At 65.4% G+C, this 14,428-nt stretch carries 13 protein-coding genes; 5 read left to right on the top strand and 8 right to left on the bottom strand.

Annotation, left to right across the window (positions count from 1 at the left end):
- The first annotated feature begins 69 nt into the window (after positions 1-69).
- A complete protein-coding gene (locus tag EWH21_RS07285) occupies positions 70-297 on the top strand; it encodes a hypothetical protein (protein WP_037047109.1) in 228 nt (75 codons plus the stop codon).
- A 160-nt stretch (positions 298-457) separates the two neighbouring features.
- On the opposite strand, the gene EWH21_RS07280 is transcribed toward EWH21_RS07285, so the two are convergent.
- Positions 458-1,087: an FKBP-type peptidyl-prolyl cis-trans isomerase gene (locus tag EWH21_RS07280; protein WP_150608523.1), complete on the bottom strand. Its 630-nt coding sequence runs from the start codon at positions 1,085-1,087 to the stop codon at positions 458-460.
- Between the two features lie 210 nt (positions 1,088-1,297).
- On the opposite strand from EWH21_RS07280, the gene EWH21_RS07275 reads away from it, so the two are divergent.
- From EWH21_RS07275 to EWH21_RS07265, 3 genes are all read left to right on the top strand, one after another.
- Entirely contained in the window at positions 1,298-3,787 is a 2,490-nt protein-coding gene (locus tag EWH21_RS07275; RefSeq protein WP_277700182.1) for an ATP-binding protein, read from the top strand.
- Positions 3,777-4,847 (top strand): HD domain-containing phosphohydrolase, encoded by a 1,071-nt coding sequence (locus tag EWH21_RS07270; RefSeq protein WP_152488123.1) that lies wholly within the window; start codon positions 3,777-3,779, stop codon positions 4,845-4,847. Before EWH21_RS07275 ends, EWH21_RS07270 begins: the two co-directional genes overlap by 11 nt.
- 61 nt (positions 4,848-4,908) lie before the next feature.
- Entirely contained in the window at positions 4,909-6,531 is a 1,623-nt protein-coding gene (locus EWH21_RS07265) for a methyl-accepting chemotaxis protein (RefSeq protein ID WP_277700181.1), read from the top strand.
- Here EWH21_RS07265 and EWH21_RS07260 read toward each other — a convergent pair.
- The 6 genes from EWH21_RS07260 to EWH21_RS07235 form a co-directional block, all read right to left on the bottom strand.
- Complete coding sequence (locus EWH21_RS07260) at positions 6,522-6,668, bottom strand: DUF2256 domain-containing protein (protein ID WP_152488121.1); 147 nt, start codon at positions 6,666-6,668, stop codon at positions 6,522-6,524. The two genes, EWH21_RS07265 and EWH21_RS07260, sit on opposite strands and share 10 nt — an antisense overlap.
- Entirely contained in the window at positions 6,665-8,224 is a 1,560-nt protein-coding gene (locus EWH21_RS07255; RefSeq protein ID WP_277700180.1) for a cryptochrome/photolyase family protein, read from the bottom strand. The genes EWH21_RS07260 and EWH21_RS07255 overlap by 4 nt, the downstream gene beginning before the upstream one ends.
- The gene (locus EWH21_RS07250; protein WP_037047088.1) at positions 8,221-8,523 is read right to left on the bottom strand and encodes a DUF6482 family protein; all 303 of its coding nucleotides are present in this window, start codon (positions 8,521-8,523) and stop codon (positions 8,221-8,223) included. The genes EWH21_RS07255 and EWH21_RS07250 overlap by 4 nt, the downstream gene beginning before the upstream one ends.
- Positions 8,524-8,651: 128 nt before the next feature.
- Entirely contained in the window at positions 8,652-9,149 is a 498-nt protein-coding gene (locus EWH21_RS07245; RefSeq protein WP_277700179.1) for a TIGR00645 family protein, read from the bottom strand.
- 128 nt (positions 9,150-9,277) lie between these two features.
- The gene (locus tag EWH21_RS07240; protein ID WP_037047082.1) at positions 9,278-9,631 is read right to left on the bottom strand and encodes a hypothetical protein; all 354 of its coding nucleotides are present in this window, start codon (positions 9,629-9,631) and stop codon (positions 9,278-9,280) included.
- Between the two features lie 164 nt (positions 9,632-9,795).
- Complete coding sequence (locus tag EWH21_RS07235) at positions 9,796-12,288, bottom strand: ATP-binding protein (RefSeq protein WP_037047080.1); 2,493 nt, start codon at positions 12,286-12,288, stop codon at positions 9,796-9,798.
- Positions 12,289-12,471: 183 nt separating this feature from the next.
- Here EWH21_RS07235 and EWH21_RS07230 point away from each other — a divergent pair, with 183 nt between their 5' ends.
- Positions 12,472-14,112: a cation:proton antiporter family protein gene (locus EWH21_RS07230; protein WP_150608513.1), complete on the top strand. Its 1,641-nt coding sequence runs from the start codon at positions 12,472-12,474 to the stop codon at positions 14,110-14,112.
- Here the strand turns inward: EWH21_RS07230 and EWH21_RS07225 are convergent.
- Positions 14,105-14,416: a TraR/DksA C4-type zinc finger protein gene (locus tag EWH21_RS07225; protein ID WP_037047077.1), complete on the bottom strand. Its 312-nt coding sequence runs from the start codon at positions 14,414-14,416 to the stop codon at positions 14,105-14,107. The two genes, EWH21_RS07230 and EWH21_RS07225, sit on opposite strands and share 8 nt — an antisense overlap.
- Positions 14,417-14,428: the final 12 nt, after the last annotated feature.

The following is a 14,428-nucleotide window of genomic DNA, read 5'->3' as shown; positions in this document are numbered from 1 at the left end:
AATTAATCCTTGCTATTTTCGTAATAGGAATTATTCTCAGTTACGTAAAGACGGCCAAGGAGAACTGCCATGACCTACCTGATCGATGCCTGGCTGGATCGGCCACATCCCTACCTGCGTATCCTCAACCGCCAGACCGGCGAAGTCTGCGCCGTGCTGGAAGAAGATGCGCTGGACGAGCTGCGTGACCAGGGTGACCTGGACCTGCATGAACTGAGTTCGAGCGAGCCCATCGTGCTCAAGGAGTTGGTGCGCAGCCTGTTCCTGTTCTGCTACGCCAGGGCCTTGCGCCCCTGAGCGACACGTCGAGCGCCAGCCCTGGCGTCAAAACGCAAACGGGGCGCCCTGGTGACAGGGCGCCCCGTTTCGTTGCAGCCGCGCAGGATGGGCGACGTTTCACCCTTGCACCGTGATCACGATGCAAGGGTAGCGCCAGCGACCCGCCTGCGGATGGCGCTTACAGGATGTCGAGCAGCTCGACGTCGAACACCAGCACGCTGTGCGGCGGGATGCTGCCGACGCCCTGGGCGCCATAGGCCAGCTCGCTCGGCACGTGCAGGCGCCACTTGCTGCCGGTACCCATCAGTTGCAGGGCCTCGACCCAGCCCGGAATCACGCCGCCCACCGGGAATTCAGCCGGCTGGCCACGCTCGTAGGAGCTGTCGAACACGGTGCCGTCGATCAGGGTGCCGTGGTAATGGGTACGCACCTGGTCCTCGGCCGACGGCTTGGCGCCCTCGCCCGCCACCAGCACTTCGTACTGCAGGCCGGACGGCAATACGGTCACGCCGTCACGCTTGGCGTTCTCGGTCAGGTAGGCACGGCCTTCGCCAGCAGCCGCTTCGGCCTTGGCAGCGGCTTCGGCCTGCATGATCTCGCGGATGACCTTGAAGCTGGCCCCCAGCTCGGCCTCGGAAACGCGACTGGCCTGGCCGGAGAAGGCATCGGTCAGACCGGCGAGGATGGCCTGCAGGTCGACGCCCGGCGGCGGGTTGTCGCGCAGCTGACCACCGAGTTGACGACCGATGCCGTAACTGACGCGGCCCTCGTCGGAGGACAGATCGGGGCTGAAGGTGAATTCGGACATGAAAAGGCTCCGCTTGGGGCTACAAAAAGGTCGGCCAGCCTAGCACAGAACAGGATTCGACCGGACGCCGCGCCAGCCTGCCGAATGCAAATGGCCAGCTCGCCCTCACCGCCGCGCAATTGCTACTACCTTTAGCTAAGCCTCACTTAAGAAAAGGACAGATATCATATTGATATCATTCGTTCGCTTCCCCACGCAGGAGAGTGCGTCATGCAGGATAGCTCTCGCGTCAGTCTTCGGACATGGATATGGCGTGCTTTCGCTCAAACGGCCCTGATCCCGCTGATACTGGTGGAAACCGTACTCATCAGCGTCTATCTGATCAGCAACGTCTCCATTCGTGATGCGCAGATGTCCCACCTGCGCGAGACCGCACTCAACGACCTGCAAAGCGCGGCCGAACAGGAAGCCCATCTGTTCGAAAGCGAGCTGGGCCATATCTCGCGGCTGACATCCACCTACGCGGCGCTGACCCAGCAGACCCTGCACGACCAGCGACCTGTCGCCCCGGCCGAACTGGCCGTCACGCCCAGTGGCGTGCGCTACAGCGCCGAGGATGACGGCGGCTCGGCGTCTTTCTACTCCAACGTCACGCCGCTGCAGCAGCAGGACCTGAGCAAGGTCGCCCGGCTCGCCCAGCTCGACCCGCTGATGCGCGAAACGGTGCAGCAGAACCCGCTGGTCGCCAGCATCTACTTCAACAGCTGGGACAGCTACAACCGCATCTACCCCTGGTTCGACACGTCGCAGCAATACCCTCACGACATGGTCATCCCGGACTTCAACTTCTATTACCTGGCGGACGCCGCGCACAACCCCGAGCGCAAGGTCGAGCTGACCGACATCTACCTCGACCCGGCAGGCCAGGGCTGGATGCTCTCCGCCATCGCCCCGGTGTTTCGGGGCGACTTCCTCGAGGGGGTGGTCGGCCTGGACGTCACCGTGAGCAAGCTGCTCGAACATATCCAGGGCCTGGACGTGCCCTGGGGCGGCTACGCGGTGATCGTCAGCAACGAGATGAACATCATGGCCTTGCCTCCGGCCGGTGAAACGGATTTTGGCCTCAGCGAGCTGACCACGCATTCCTACGGTGACGCCATCAGCTCGGAGCTGTTCAAGCCGGAAGATTTCAATCTGCTGAAACGCAACGACACCATGGCCCTGGCGAAAAGCATCGGCGAGCGCAGCAACGGCGTCCTCGCCATGTCGCTTGATGGCCAGCCCAAGCTGGCGGCCTGGGCCAATATCCCGGCGACGGGTTGGCACCTGCTGGCGATCGTCGACGAGAGCGTGGTGTTCAGCCAGACCAATGCCCTGGCCAGCCACTACCGCAATATCGGCTACCTGCTGATCGCCGGCCTGGTGCTGTTCTATCTGGTGTTCTTCGCCTTCATGTGGGGCCGCGCCCGCAAGCTGACCGAGCGGCTGCGCCAACCCATCGGCGGCATCGTCACCATGCTTCGTGAAATCGGCCAGGGTAACTGGAAGCCGAAGCGCCCGGCGACCACCATCGCCGAGCTGGAAACCATCATCGACGACGTCGAATCCATGGGCCAGCAACTGGAGCGCAATGCCACCCAGCTGCAGCGCGCCACCCATGAAGCGCAGGAGGCCAGCCTGGCCAAGAGCCAGTTCATCTCCAGCATGAGCCATGAGCTACGCACCCCACTCAATGCCATTCAGGGCTTCGCCCAGCTGATGCGCATGCAACAGGCACCGCAAGACGTCCAGGAGACCGACTACCTGGAAGAGATTCTGCTGGCCAGCCGTCACCTCAACCAGCTGGTCGGGGACATTCTCGACTGGTCCAGCCTGCAGAGCGATCAACCGCGCCTGGAGTTGCGGAAGGTCGACGCCGTCGAGCTGATGCACGAGTGCGCGGACCTGGTCGCCCCGGAAGTCGAAGCACGCGGCCTGAGCCTGCAGGTGTCGCTGCCGAGCGAGCCCCTGCCGGTGCTGGCCGATCAGCGGCGCCTGCGCCAGGTGCTGTTGAACCTGCTCTCCAATGCGATCAAGTACACCCCCGCCGGAAGCATCACCCTGAGCTGCCAGGCCCGGGATGAACAGGTCCGACTGATGGTCAGCGACACCGGCATGGGCATCGCCAGCGAGCTGCAACCGCTGCTGTTCGAACCGTTCCAGCGCCTCGGCCAGGAGAACGGCGCCATCCAGGGCACCGGGATCGGCCTCTCGCTGTGCAAGGAGTACGCCGCCCTGATGAACGGCGAGATGGGCCTGGAAAGCCAGCCCGAGCAGGGCAGCCGCTTCTGGATCAGCCTGCCCCGCTACAGGGAATCCGAACGCACCGCCACGGAGCAGCCGCACAAGGCCAGAGCCCGCGTCTATCACGGCGACCTGGATGAGCGTAACCGCGAACTCGTCAGCCTGGCGCTGTCGGACTCCGACCTGCTGCAGTTCGACGATGGCCGCGAACTGCTGACAGCATTGCGCGCCCAGCGCCCGGATGTGCTGCTGTTGAGCGTGGACATGCACGGCCTGGACGGGCGCGAACTGTTGCGCACGCTGCACCAGAGCCCCGAGCTGGCAGACCTGCCAGTCGTGCTGCTGAGCCGTGAAGACCAGCTCGAGGAGCTGGTGGGGCTCGGCGTCAGTGCCCTGCTCGCCGTACCCATCGACCCCAACGAGCTTTACCAGCTGGTCCGAGACCTGACTGGCCAGGAGGCACCGCATGCTCTCTAAGGACTTCCAGCAATCACGGGTGGTCATCGTCGACGATGTGGTCGCCAACAGCCGCCTGCTCGAATCCAGCCTGAAGGCTTTCGGCCTGCGCAACACCATCAGCTTCTCGGATTCCGCCGCTGCGCTGGAATGGCTGCAGCACAACCCCTGGAGCCTGCTGCTGCTCGACCTGGACATGCCCGCCCCCAACGGCTTCGATATCCTGCGTGCACTGTCCGGTCGCGACCGCAGCACCAATCCGATCATCATCATCACCGCCCTCAGCGATACGGCCAGCCGGCGTACCGGCCTGGAGCTGGGCGCCAACGACTACCTGAGCAAGCCGGTCGACCTGCCCGAGATGATCCTGCGCGTGCGCAACAGCCTGCAGATGAACCAGGCGACCCTGGCCCTGCACGAAGCCAACCGCACCCTGGAACAACGCGTGCGCGAGCGCACCGCGCAACTGACCCTGAGCTACGGCGCGGTGGTGCGTACCCTGTCGCGCGCAGCGGCCTACCGTGACAACGAGACCGGCAACCACATCATGCGCATCGGCGAGTCCGCCGCGCTGATCGCCCAGGCCCACGGCATGGACCCGCACTGGGTCGAGCTGATCCGCCAGGCGGCACCCATGCACGACGTCGGCAAGATCGGCATAGCCGACGAGATCCTGCTCAAGCCCGGCAGGCTCAACGATGACGAGCGGCAGCTGATGCAGCAGCACCCGCAGATCGGCCACGCCATTCTTTCCGACCAACATGCCTCGGAACTGACCGCCCTGGCAGCGGAGATCGCCCTGAGCCACCACGAGAAATGGGACGGCAGCGGCTATCCTGAAGGTCTGAAAGGCGAGGCGATACCACTCTCCGGGCGCATCGTCGCCATCTGCGACGTCTACGACGCCCTGCGCATGGCGCGCCCCTACAAGGCTCCCTGGCCACGGGAGAAGGCGCAGGCCTTCATCCGCGAACAGTCGGGCAAGCACTTCGACCCGGCCCTGGTCGCCATCGTCGAGGGGCTGTACGAGCAGATAGAGGCCCTGCAGCAGAACCTCAGCGACGCGCCACAGGCGAAATGACCTTCGCGGATCAGGCCTGGCAAGGCCTGGCCACCGCCATCACAACTCGGGTACCGCCAGCATGAACTTCAGATCCATCTCCATCGCCCCGCGCGCCGCAATAGGATTTGGCTTGATTGCGTTACTGGTGTTCGCGCTGGGGGGCTTCGCCCTGCAGCAGATGCGCAGCATGCATGCCCACTCCAGCGAGGTCGAGGACAACTGGATACCCAGCCTCAATACTCTCGGCGACGTCACCCAGGACGTCCTGCGCCTGCGTGCAGTGACCTTGCGCATGGCGTTGAGCGACGACGCCCAGCAGTTGCAGGCGAGCGTATCGCTTGCCGACGAGCTGCTCGCCGATCTGGAGCGTGCTCAGCAGCATTACGAAACGCTGATCAGCTCAGACGAGGAACGCGCTCGATACGAGCAGTTCAAACGTGCGGAAACGGTCTATCTGCAGTTACGCGAACAGCTCGCGGAGGAGCTTCGTCAAGATGGCCGGCAGGCTGCGCACGCGACACTCGACAGCGTCAACCAACAAGCCGACTCGATGGTGGCTGCTCTCACCGAACTGATCGCGCTGAACCGCCAGGGCGCGTCAGCGGCGGCACGATCCTCCGGCGCCGTGTACAGCCATGCCCTGCGCGGCACCGTGCTGGCCATGGCCCTGGCGGCCATCGCCACGGCGATCCTCGCGACGCTGCTGACGCGCAGCATCGTCAGGCCGCTGGCCGAGGCCGTGCAGGTGGCCGACTCGGTGGCGGGCGGCAACCTGACCCTGAGCTTCGACACCCGGGGCAACGACGAACCGGCCAGGCTGCTGCTGGCCCTGAAGAGCATGCAAGGCAACCTGCGCGGCACCATCGAACAGATCGCCGATGCCTCCGACCAGCTGGCCTCCGCCGCCGAACAACTCAGCGCCGTGACCGAGAACACGGCGCTCAACCTGCACCAGCAGAGCCAGGAGATCGACCAGGCCGCCACGGCCGTCACCGAGATGAGCACGGCGGTGGACGAGGTGGCGCGCAACGCCGCCAGTGCCTCGGCAAGCGCCAACGCGTCGGGCCAGGTCGCCCAGCAGGGCAGCGAGCGCATCGCCCAGACGCTGTCGTCGATCAGCCAGCTGGCCAGCAACGTGGATGGCACCTCGAGCGACTTCGGTGAACTGGCCGACAAGATTCGCGGCATCAGCAAGGTGCTGGATGTGATTCGCGGCATCGCCGAACAGACCAACCTGCTCGCCCTCAACGCCGCCATCGAGGCCGCGCGTGCCGGCGAGGCGGGCCGTGGCTTCGCCGTGGTCGCCGACGAGGTCCGCGCGCTGGCGCACAAGACCGGCCAGTCGACGCGGGAAATCGAAACCATGATCGGCACCGTGCAGAACGATACCGAGCGTGCGCTGCATGCCATGGAGTCGAGCAACGGCCTGGCCCAGCACACCCTCGATATCGCCCAGGGCGCCGGCAGCGCGCTGCAGCAGATCATCCAGTCGATCGCCGAGATCGGCGAGCGCAGCCTGGTGATCGCCAGCGCGACCGAAGAGCAGGCCCACGTCGCCCGCGAGGTAGACCGCAACCTGGTCAACATCCGCGACCTGTCGCTGCAGAACTCGGCCGGCTCGGAACAGACCAGCACCGCCAGCCGCGCCCTGTCGAACCTGGCGGCCGACATGCAGGGCATGGTCGCGCGTTTTCAGGTCTGAGCGGCAGAGCGGCGTGCACGGCGGCAGCGCTCGGAGCAGTAGCGCACCTCGTCCCAGCAGCGCGCCCACTTCTTGCGCCAGGTGAAGGGCAGGCCGCAGCACGCGCACAGCTTCACCGGCAGCTCACCCTTCTTCACAGCATTTCTCCGACATCCAGCCGCGCCAGCAAGCGTTCCCCCCAGTCCCAGAGCGCCTGTTGCCGGGCGTCGTCCATGCGCGCCAGGTTACGGTAGACCATGCCCATGCGCGGGTTGCGCTGCAGGGGGTCGCGGTGACGCATGAGGAAGTGCCAGTACAGCGCATTGAACGGACAGGCCGACTCACCGGTGCTCTCGCTCACCTTGTAACTGCAGCCCTGGCAGTGATCGGACATGCGCTTGATGTACTGACCACTGGCGCAGTAGGGCTTGGAGCCGAGGTAGCCGCCATCGGCGTGCATCACCATGCCCAGGGTATTGGGCAACTCGACCCAGTCGAAGGCGTCCATATACACCGCCAGGTACCAGTCACAGATGGCCTTGGGCGCGATGCCGGCGAGCAGGGCGAAGTTGCCGGTGAGCATCAGCCGCTGGATGTGGTGTGCATAGGCGTGCCGCAGAGTCTGACCGATCGCCTGGCGCATGCAGTTCATGCGCGTCTCGCCGGTCCAGTAGAACGCCGGCAACGCACGCGAGTTGCCGAACGCATTGCCTTCGGCATAGTCGGGCATGCGCAGCCAGTAGATGCCGCGCACGTACTCGCGCCAGCCGATCAGCTGGCGAATGAAGCCCTCGGCCGCGTTCAGCGGCACATCGCCTGCGCGGTAGGCCGCCTCGACCTCGGCGCAGATCCGCCGCAGGTCGAGCAGGCCGATGTTCAATGCGGCACTGATGCGCGAGTGAAAGAGAAACGGCTGGTCGTCGGCCATGGCGTCCTGGTAATCGCCGAAGTCGGCGAGGCCCCTGACGAGGAAGTGCTGCCAGAGACGCTCGGCCTGCTCCGCCGTCACCGGATAGTCGAAGCCGTCCAGGCTGCCGTAATGGTCGGGGAAGCGTTGCGCGACCAGCGCCAGCACTTCACGGCTGATGGCGTCCGGCTCGATCCGTAACGGCGCGGGCGGCTGCACCTCGCGCGGCAACGCCTTGCGGTTGTCTGCGTCGAAGTTCCAGGCGCCGCCCTCGGGCGTACCGTCCGGATTGAGCAGCAGGCCGTTGCGGCGACGCATCTCACGGTAGAAGTACTCCATGCGCAGCTGCTTGCGTCCCTGCGCCCAGTCGGCGAAGGCCTCCCGGCTGCAGAGAAAGCGCGAGTCGGCATGCCAGTGGATCGGCACGCCGCAGTGGCGCAGTGCCTGCTCCAGACGCCAGTCGCCGCATTCGGTCAGGTGCACTTCGGCAGGATCGAGCTGCTGCGTCCAGCGCAGCAGCTCGCCGGGCAGCGAACCACTGTTGTCCACGTCGTCCAGGGTTACGTAGTGCACCTGCAGCCCCTGCTCGCGCAACTGCTCGGCGAAATGGCGCATGGCGCTGAAGATCAGGGCGATCTTCTGCGGGTGGTGCGGCACATGGCTGGCCTCCTCCATCACCTCAGCCAGCAGCAGGTGGTCGCGCTGCGGGTCGACGTCCTGCAGAGCGCCAAGGCCCGGCGTCAGCTGGTCTCCCAGGATCAGCACCAGCCGGCGCACACCCGGCTCGCGCGTGAACGAGGCGGTCACCAACTGGAACGGAAGGCGATGGGCACGCGCAGGCTGTTGTCAGCCGATGGCATGCCGCACATCTCGTCGTGCACCGAGCTGTGCACCAGGAAGAAGGGCAGCGCCGGCATTTCCTGCAGGACGTCCCGTGCGTGCTCGACCGAGCGCAGGTTCAGCGTGCTGCCGCGCGGGTCGAGAATCGGATGGCTGCGGCCGTCCATCTGCGCTTCGAGCAGATAAATGCCGCCTTCCAGGGAAATCAGGTTCAGTTCATCGATACGCCCGGCCTGGGCGTGGATAGACAGGTCATGCAGATTCATCAGGTCGGCCTCCTGGTTAAACTATACAAGAACCTATACAAAATTGATTCTTGTACAACACAGGAAAAACTCAAACCTGAAAAGCAGACCGCCCGTCATGTTCGGACGGGCGGTCGGGGGCGTGCGGGTCAGTCGTGCTTGGGCTTGGTCAGCTTGTCCAGATAGCCCATGGCGAAGGCGGATGCGACGAACGTCATGTGAATGATCACGTACCACATCAGCTTCTCGTTCTCGATCTGCTGGGCATCCATGAACATGCGCAACAGGTGAATCGAGGAGATCGCCACGATGGAGGCGGCAACCTTCATCTTCAGCGAGCTGGAGTCCATCTTGCCCAGCCAGTCGAGTTTCTCCTTGCCTTCATCGATGTCCAGCTGCGAGACGAAGTTCTCGTAGCCGGAGATCATCACCATCACCAGCAGGCCGCCGACCAGCGCCATGTCGATGAGCGACAGCAGCACCAGGATGAGCTCCGACTCGCTCTTCTCGAACACGTGCGGAAGGATGTGGAAGATTTCCTGGAAGAACTTCAGCGACAGGGCCAGCAGCGCGAGCGACAGGCCGAAGTAGATAGGCGCCAGCAACCAGCGCGAGGCATACATCGCGTTTTCGAGTAAGCGTTCCATGTGTGGCTCACAGAAGGAAAAGAAAAACGGCGGCGAGTATAACCAGCAGCCGGCCGCAGCAGAAGCATCGGTGAAATTGTGGATAACCCTCTGGACCGGGGCCTGGGCAGCCCTGGGGGCGCTGCCGCTCAGCTCTGCCCGTCGGTCTCGGGATGGCGCTGGAAGGCCCCTGGCAGGCTGTAGCGCTCACCGTTGACGCGGCGCAGCTCGGCCTGCAGGTGCACGCGCCAGATCGGCGGTTCGCTGCACTCGACATATCCCTGCACGAACAGGCTCTCGGCGATCGCCTCGAGCACGTCCTCAGCGACGAAAGGCCCATGGAACGGGCCCTGGGCCCGGATCGCAGAAGGTTGCGCCCCCGACATCCCGGCAGCGCAGAGCAACGTCCAGCGTCCGTTGTCTCCTGCCAGTGGCCTGATGATGCATTCGATGCGGGTCACCAGGCCCAGGCATTGGCGGGTAAGGCAGAGGCTGCGCGACATGACGACGACCCTCGCAGAATCCAGACCTCAGCCTACACCCCGAACGCTTGCACTGTGAAGCCAAAGTTATTCACGCAATCTGTGGATAACTCTGTGCATGACGGGTGAGCAAGATGCCTGGGGCAGCTACCCCAGGCGATCCGGGACAGTCGTGCAAGATTCGATCAGCTGGCGCCGCCCTCCTCCTCGCCCTTCTTGCGTCGGGGTGCCTTGGCCGGTTTGGCGGCCTCGGCCTTGGCCTTCTCGACCTTGGCTTTCTCGGCCTCGACCGGCTTGCTCTCTTCCTCCAGGCCGATCTCGGCGATATCGCGCAGGCGCTCGACCACCCGGGCGTTGACGCTGCCCTTGGGGAAACGGCCCTTCTCGTCGGGGTGCCCGGCCGGCTCGCCGACCAGCAGGCTCAGGGCCTCGTCGACATGGCGCACGGCGTAGACGTTGAACTGGCCGGCGCGCACCGCCTGCAGCACGCGCTCGTCGAGCATCAGGTTGGCGACGTTGGAATGCGGGATGATCACCCCCTGTTCGCCCGTCAGGCCACGCGCCTCGCAGAGCCGGAAGAAGCCCTCGATCTTCTCGTTGACCCCGCCGACCGCCTGCACTTCGCCGAACTGGTTGATCGAACCGGTGATGGCGAAGCACTGCTTGAGCGGCGTGCGCGACAGCGCGGAGATCAGCGTGCACACCTCGCCCAGCGAGGCGCTGTCGCCATCGACGTAGCCATAGGACTGCTCCAGGGCGATGCTCGCGGAAATCTCCAGCGGGAATTCCTGGGCATAGCGACTGCCGAGGAAGCCGGTCAGGATCATCACCCCCTTGGAGTGGATCGACTGGCCGAGGCTCACCTCGCGTTCGATATCGACGATGCCGCTGCCGCCGGGGTAGACGGTGGCGGAAATACGCGCCGGCACGCCGAAGTCCGAGTCGCCGACGGCCAGCACGGTGAGGCCGTTGCACTTGCCCACGGCAGCGCCACTGGTGTCGATGAGGATGATACCGGCCAGCATGTCATCGATGATCCGCGCCGAGACCCGCCCGGTGCGGGTCGCCTTGGCCTTCAGCGCGCGCTCGATATGGCCGACCTCGGTGATGCTTTCACCGGCCAGCTGACGGATGAAGTCGGCCTCGCTGACCAGCTGGAACAGATCGCCGATCCGCGCCGACAGGCGCCCCTGGTGCTCGGCCAGACGCGCACTGTAGGTGGCCAGGCGTGCCACGGCCGCGCCGGTGAGCGGCGCCATGCCCTCTTCCGAGGTGCGGGTCTTCATCAACTGGGCGAACTGCTCCAGGCTGTCCTCGGCCAGCGGGATGTCCTCGTCGAAGTCGACCAGCACACGGAACATCTCCTGGAAGTCCGGATCGTGATCCTGCAGCGCGTAATAGAGCTGGCGCGAGCCGATGATCACCACCTTGAGCTGCAGCGGGATGACCTGCGGGTTGAGGGTCACGGTGGCAATGCGGCCCAGGTCGCCCAGCGGCGACTCCATCTTCAGCTGGCGCGAATGCAGGGCGCGCTTCAGCGCCTCCCAGACGAAGGGCTCGCCGAGCAGCTTCTCCGCCTCGACCACCAGGTAGCCGCCGTTGGCCCGATGCAGGGCGCCGGGACGCAGCTGCCGATAGCTGGTGTACAGCGCCCCCTGGTCGGAGCTGTATTCGATACGGCCGAACAGGTTGTCGTAGGTCGGGTGCGACTCGAACACCACCGGCGCGCCGCCATTGGCGTGATGGCCGACCACCAGGCTCGGGCAGTACATCTCTTCCAGCAGCTTGCGCAGCTGCGGGTCGGCCTTGTCCACATCCACCAGCTGCTCGACCGCGGTCTTCAGCAGGTTGACCTGCATGGCCTGCAGGTAGGCGCAGACACCGGCGTTCTCCGCATACTTCTCCGACAGCGGCGCCAGCAGCGGCTGCAGGGCCACGGTGATGGTCTCTTCGTTGAGCTGGCGCAGCAGGTTGCTCGATTCGCGCTTCCACTGCGGCAGGCTCGCCAGTTCTTCGTTCAGGCGCTCTTCCAGCTCGGCGATATCGGCGTGGAAGCGCTCACGGTCGGCCTCCGGCAACTGGGCGAACTCGGCCTCGTCCAGCGCCTTGCCGTCCGCCATCGGGGTGAAGGCGATGTTGCTGCTGTCGCGGTACAGCGCCACGCCCTTCTCCAGCGCCAGGCGCTCGATCACGTCCAGCGCCTGGTCGTAGCGCTTGTTGAAGCCACGGTCGATGGCGCTCTTCTTCTGCTGGTAGGTCGGCGTCTCGAACACCGCCGGGAAGGTGGCCAGCAGGTTGTCGATCAGCTGATTGATATCGGCGATGAAATCGCCGGCGGTGCCGGCAGGCAGCTCCAGGGCGCGTGGCTCGCGTGGCTCGTCGAAGTGGTTGACGTAGACGCGGTCGGCCGGGGTGTCCATGCGCTTGGCTTCCGCCTTGAGGTAGCGCTGGACGAAGGAGAAGCGCCCGGTACCCGGCTCGCCCATGACGAACACGTTGTAGCCCGGGCGCGGCATGGCCACGCCGAACTGCAGGGCCTCGACCGCGCGCGCCTGGCCCAGCACGCCGCGGAAGGGTTCGAGATCATCGGTACTGTCGAAATTGAACTGCTCGGGGGCGAAGGGGCGGGTCAGTGATTCGGGGGCAAGGCGCAAAGCATCGAGGCTACGCTTGGACATTGGCGATCCTTATAGCGGGCGGAGTCTTCCGCAAAACATGGGGTGATTCTGGGCCTGTGGCGCGAAGAGGATCAAGGCTTGATTCAAGGCAATGCGCAAAAACGGTGCTGCGATAAGCTGCCACGCATTGCCCCACCAAGCCTGCGCCATCGACAGGCAGCCCCACCACAAGGAACCTTGCCTATGAGTGCCTTTCAGGAAATCGCCGCCCTGCTCAGCCTGTCCGCGCTGCTCGGCATGCTTGCCGTGAAGCTGCGCCAGCCGCTGATCATCGCCTACATCCTGGTCGGCATTCTCGCCGGCCCGGCGGTGATGAACCTGTCGGGCGATCACAGTTCCATCAGCCTGCTGTCGGAAATCGGCATCACCGTGCTGCTGTTCGTCGTCGGTCTCAAGCTGGACATGCACCTGGTACGTACCCTGGGTGCGGTGGCCCTGGCCACGGGCCTGGGGCAGCTGGCCTTCACCATCCTCGCCGGCCTGGCCCTGTGCCGCCTGCTGGGCCTGGACTGGACGAGCGCCGGCTACGTGGCCGTCGCGCTGACCTTTTCCAGCACCATCATCATCGTCAAGCTGCTGTCGGACAAAGGCGAGATCGACTCGCTGCACGGGCGCATCGCCATGGGTTTCCTCATCGTGCAGGACATCGCCGTGGTGCTGGCGATGCTGGTGATCAGCCTGTACCAGCCGGCCAGTGGCGAGCACACGGGCCTGTCACCGCTGGCCCTGATCGGCGCGCTGCTGGCCAGCCTGCTGGTGCTCTACCTGCTGATGCGCTTCGCCCTGCCCCGCCTGCTGACCCCCATGGCCCGCTCCCCCGAACTGCTGATGCTGGTGGCGATCGCCTGGGGCACGCTGCTGGCGGGCGGTGCCGAGGCACTTGGCCTGTCCAAGGAGCTGGGCGCATTCATCGCCGGTTTCTGCCTGGCCTCCACGCCGCTGCGCGAGGCGATCGCCAGCCGCCTGACCAGCCTGCGCGACTTCCTCCTGCTGTTCTTCTTCCTGCACCTGGGCATCCAGCTGGACTTTTCCTACCTGCACCAGCAGATCGGCAGCGCCGTGCTGCTGTCGCTGTTCGTGCTGATCGGCAACCCCCTGATCGTCATGGCCATCATGGGCGCCATGGGCTACCGCAAGCGCACCGGTTTCATGGCCGGGCTGACGGTGGCGCAGATCAGTGAGTTCTCCATCATCTTCGTCGCCATGGGCATCAGCCTCGGCCACGTGGGCGGAGCGGCACTGGGACTGACGACCCTGGTGGGAATCATCACCATCACCCTGTCCACCTACATGATTCTCTACTCGCAACCGCTGTTCGAACGCCTGTCCCCCTGGCTCGGGCTGTTCGAGCGGCGTGTCGCCCACCGCGAGAATGCCGAGGACAACGCCCCCGCCCAGGCGCAGCCGGAGGTCATCGTCTACGGCCTCGGTCGCTACGGGCGTGAGCTGGCGCACCGCCTGCAGGAGGGCGGCCTGCGCGTGCTGGGCGTGGACTTCGACCCACAGGCGCTGGCCAGCGCCCGCCAGGCCGGCCTGGCCGTGTGCTACGGCGATGCCGAGGACGCCGACTTCATCGCCCACCTGCCCCTGCAGCAGGCCCGCGCGCTGGTCAGCACCATCCCCCAGCGCGAGGTCAACGCATTGCTGCTGCGCGCCGCGCGCAGTGCCGGCTTTCGCGGCAGCGTGACCCTCAGCGCCTTCCGCGAAGGCGACCTGGAAGCCTTCAATCGCGCCGGCGCGGCCAGCGTCCTGCAACCCTACATCGACGCCGCCGACTCGGCCGCGCGGCGTCTGCTGCAGGAAGTCGAGGCGCCGCTCAGTTGAACTCGGCGCAGTGCAGGCAGTACTCGGCGACCGGCATGGCGGCCAGGCGCGCCGCATCGATCGGCTCGCCACAACACAGGCATTCGCCATAGCGCCCTTCCGCCAGCCGCTGCTGCGCCTGGCGCACCCGCACCAGGCCCTGCTCGGCCTCGGCCAGCAGGGCTTCCAGCACTTCATCGTTCTGCCGTTGCTGCGCCTGCTCGGCGAAATCGGCCGAATGGGTGCGCCCAAGATCGCGGCGAATCGCCTCGGCGCGGGTCGTATAGTCGCGCTGCAGCGCGTCCAGCACATCTCGATGAGCCATGAGCCCTGTCTC

The sequence above is a fragment of the Pseudomonas sp. REST10 genome (assembly GCF_029542605.1).
Taxonomy (GTDB): domain Bacteria; phylum Pseudomonadota; class Gammaproteobacteria; order Pseudomonadales; family Pseudomonadaceae; genus Aquipseudomonas; species Aquipseudomonas khazarica.
Note: the sequence above shows the minus strand (reverse complement) of the source record. Positions and strands in the feature narration are given on the sequence as shown.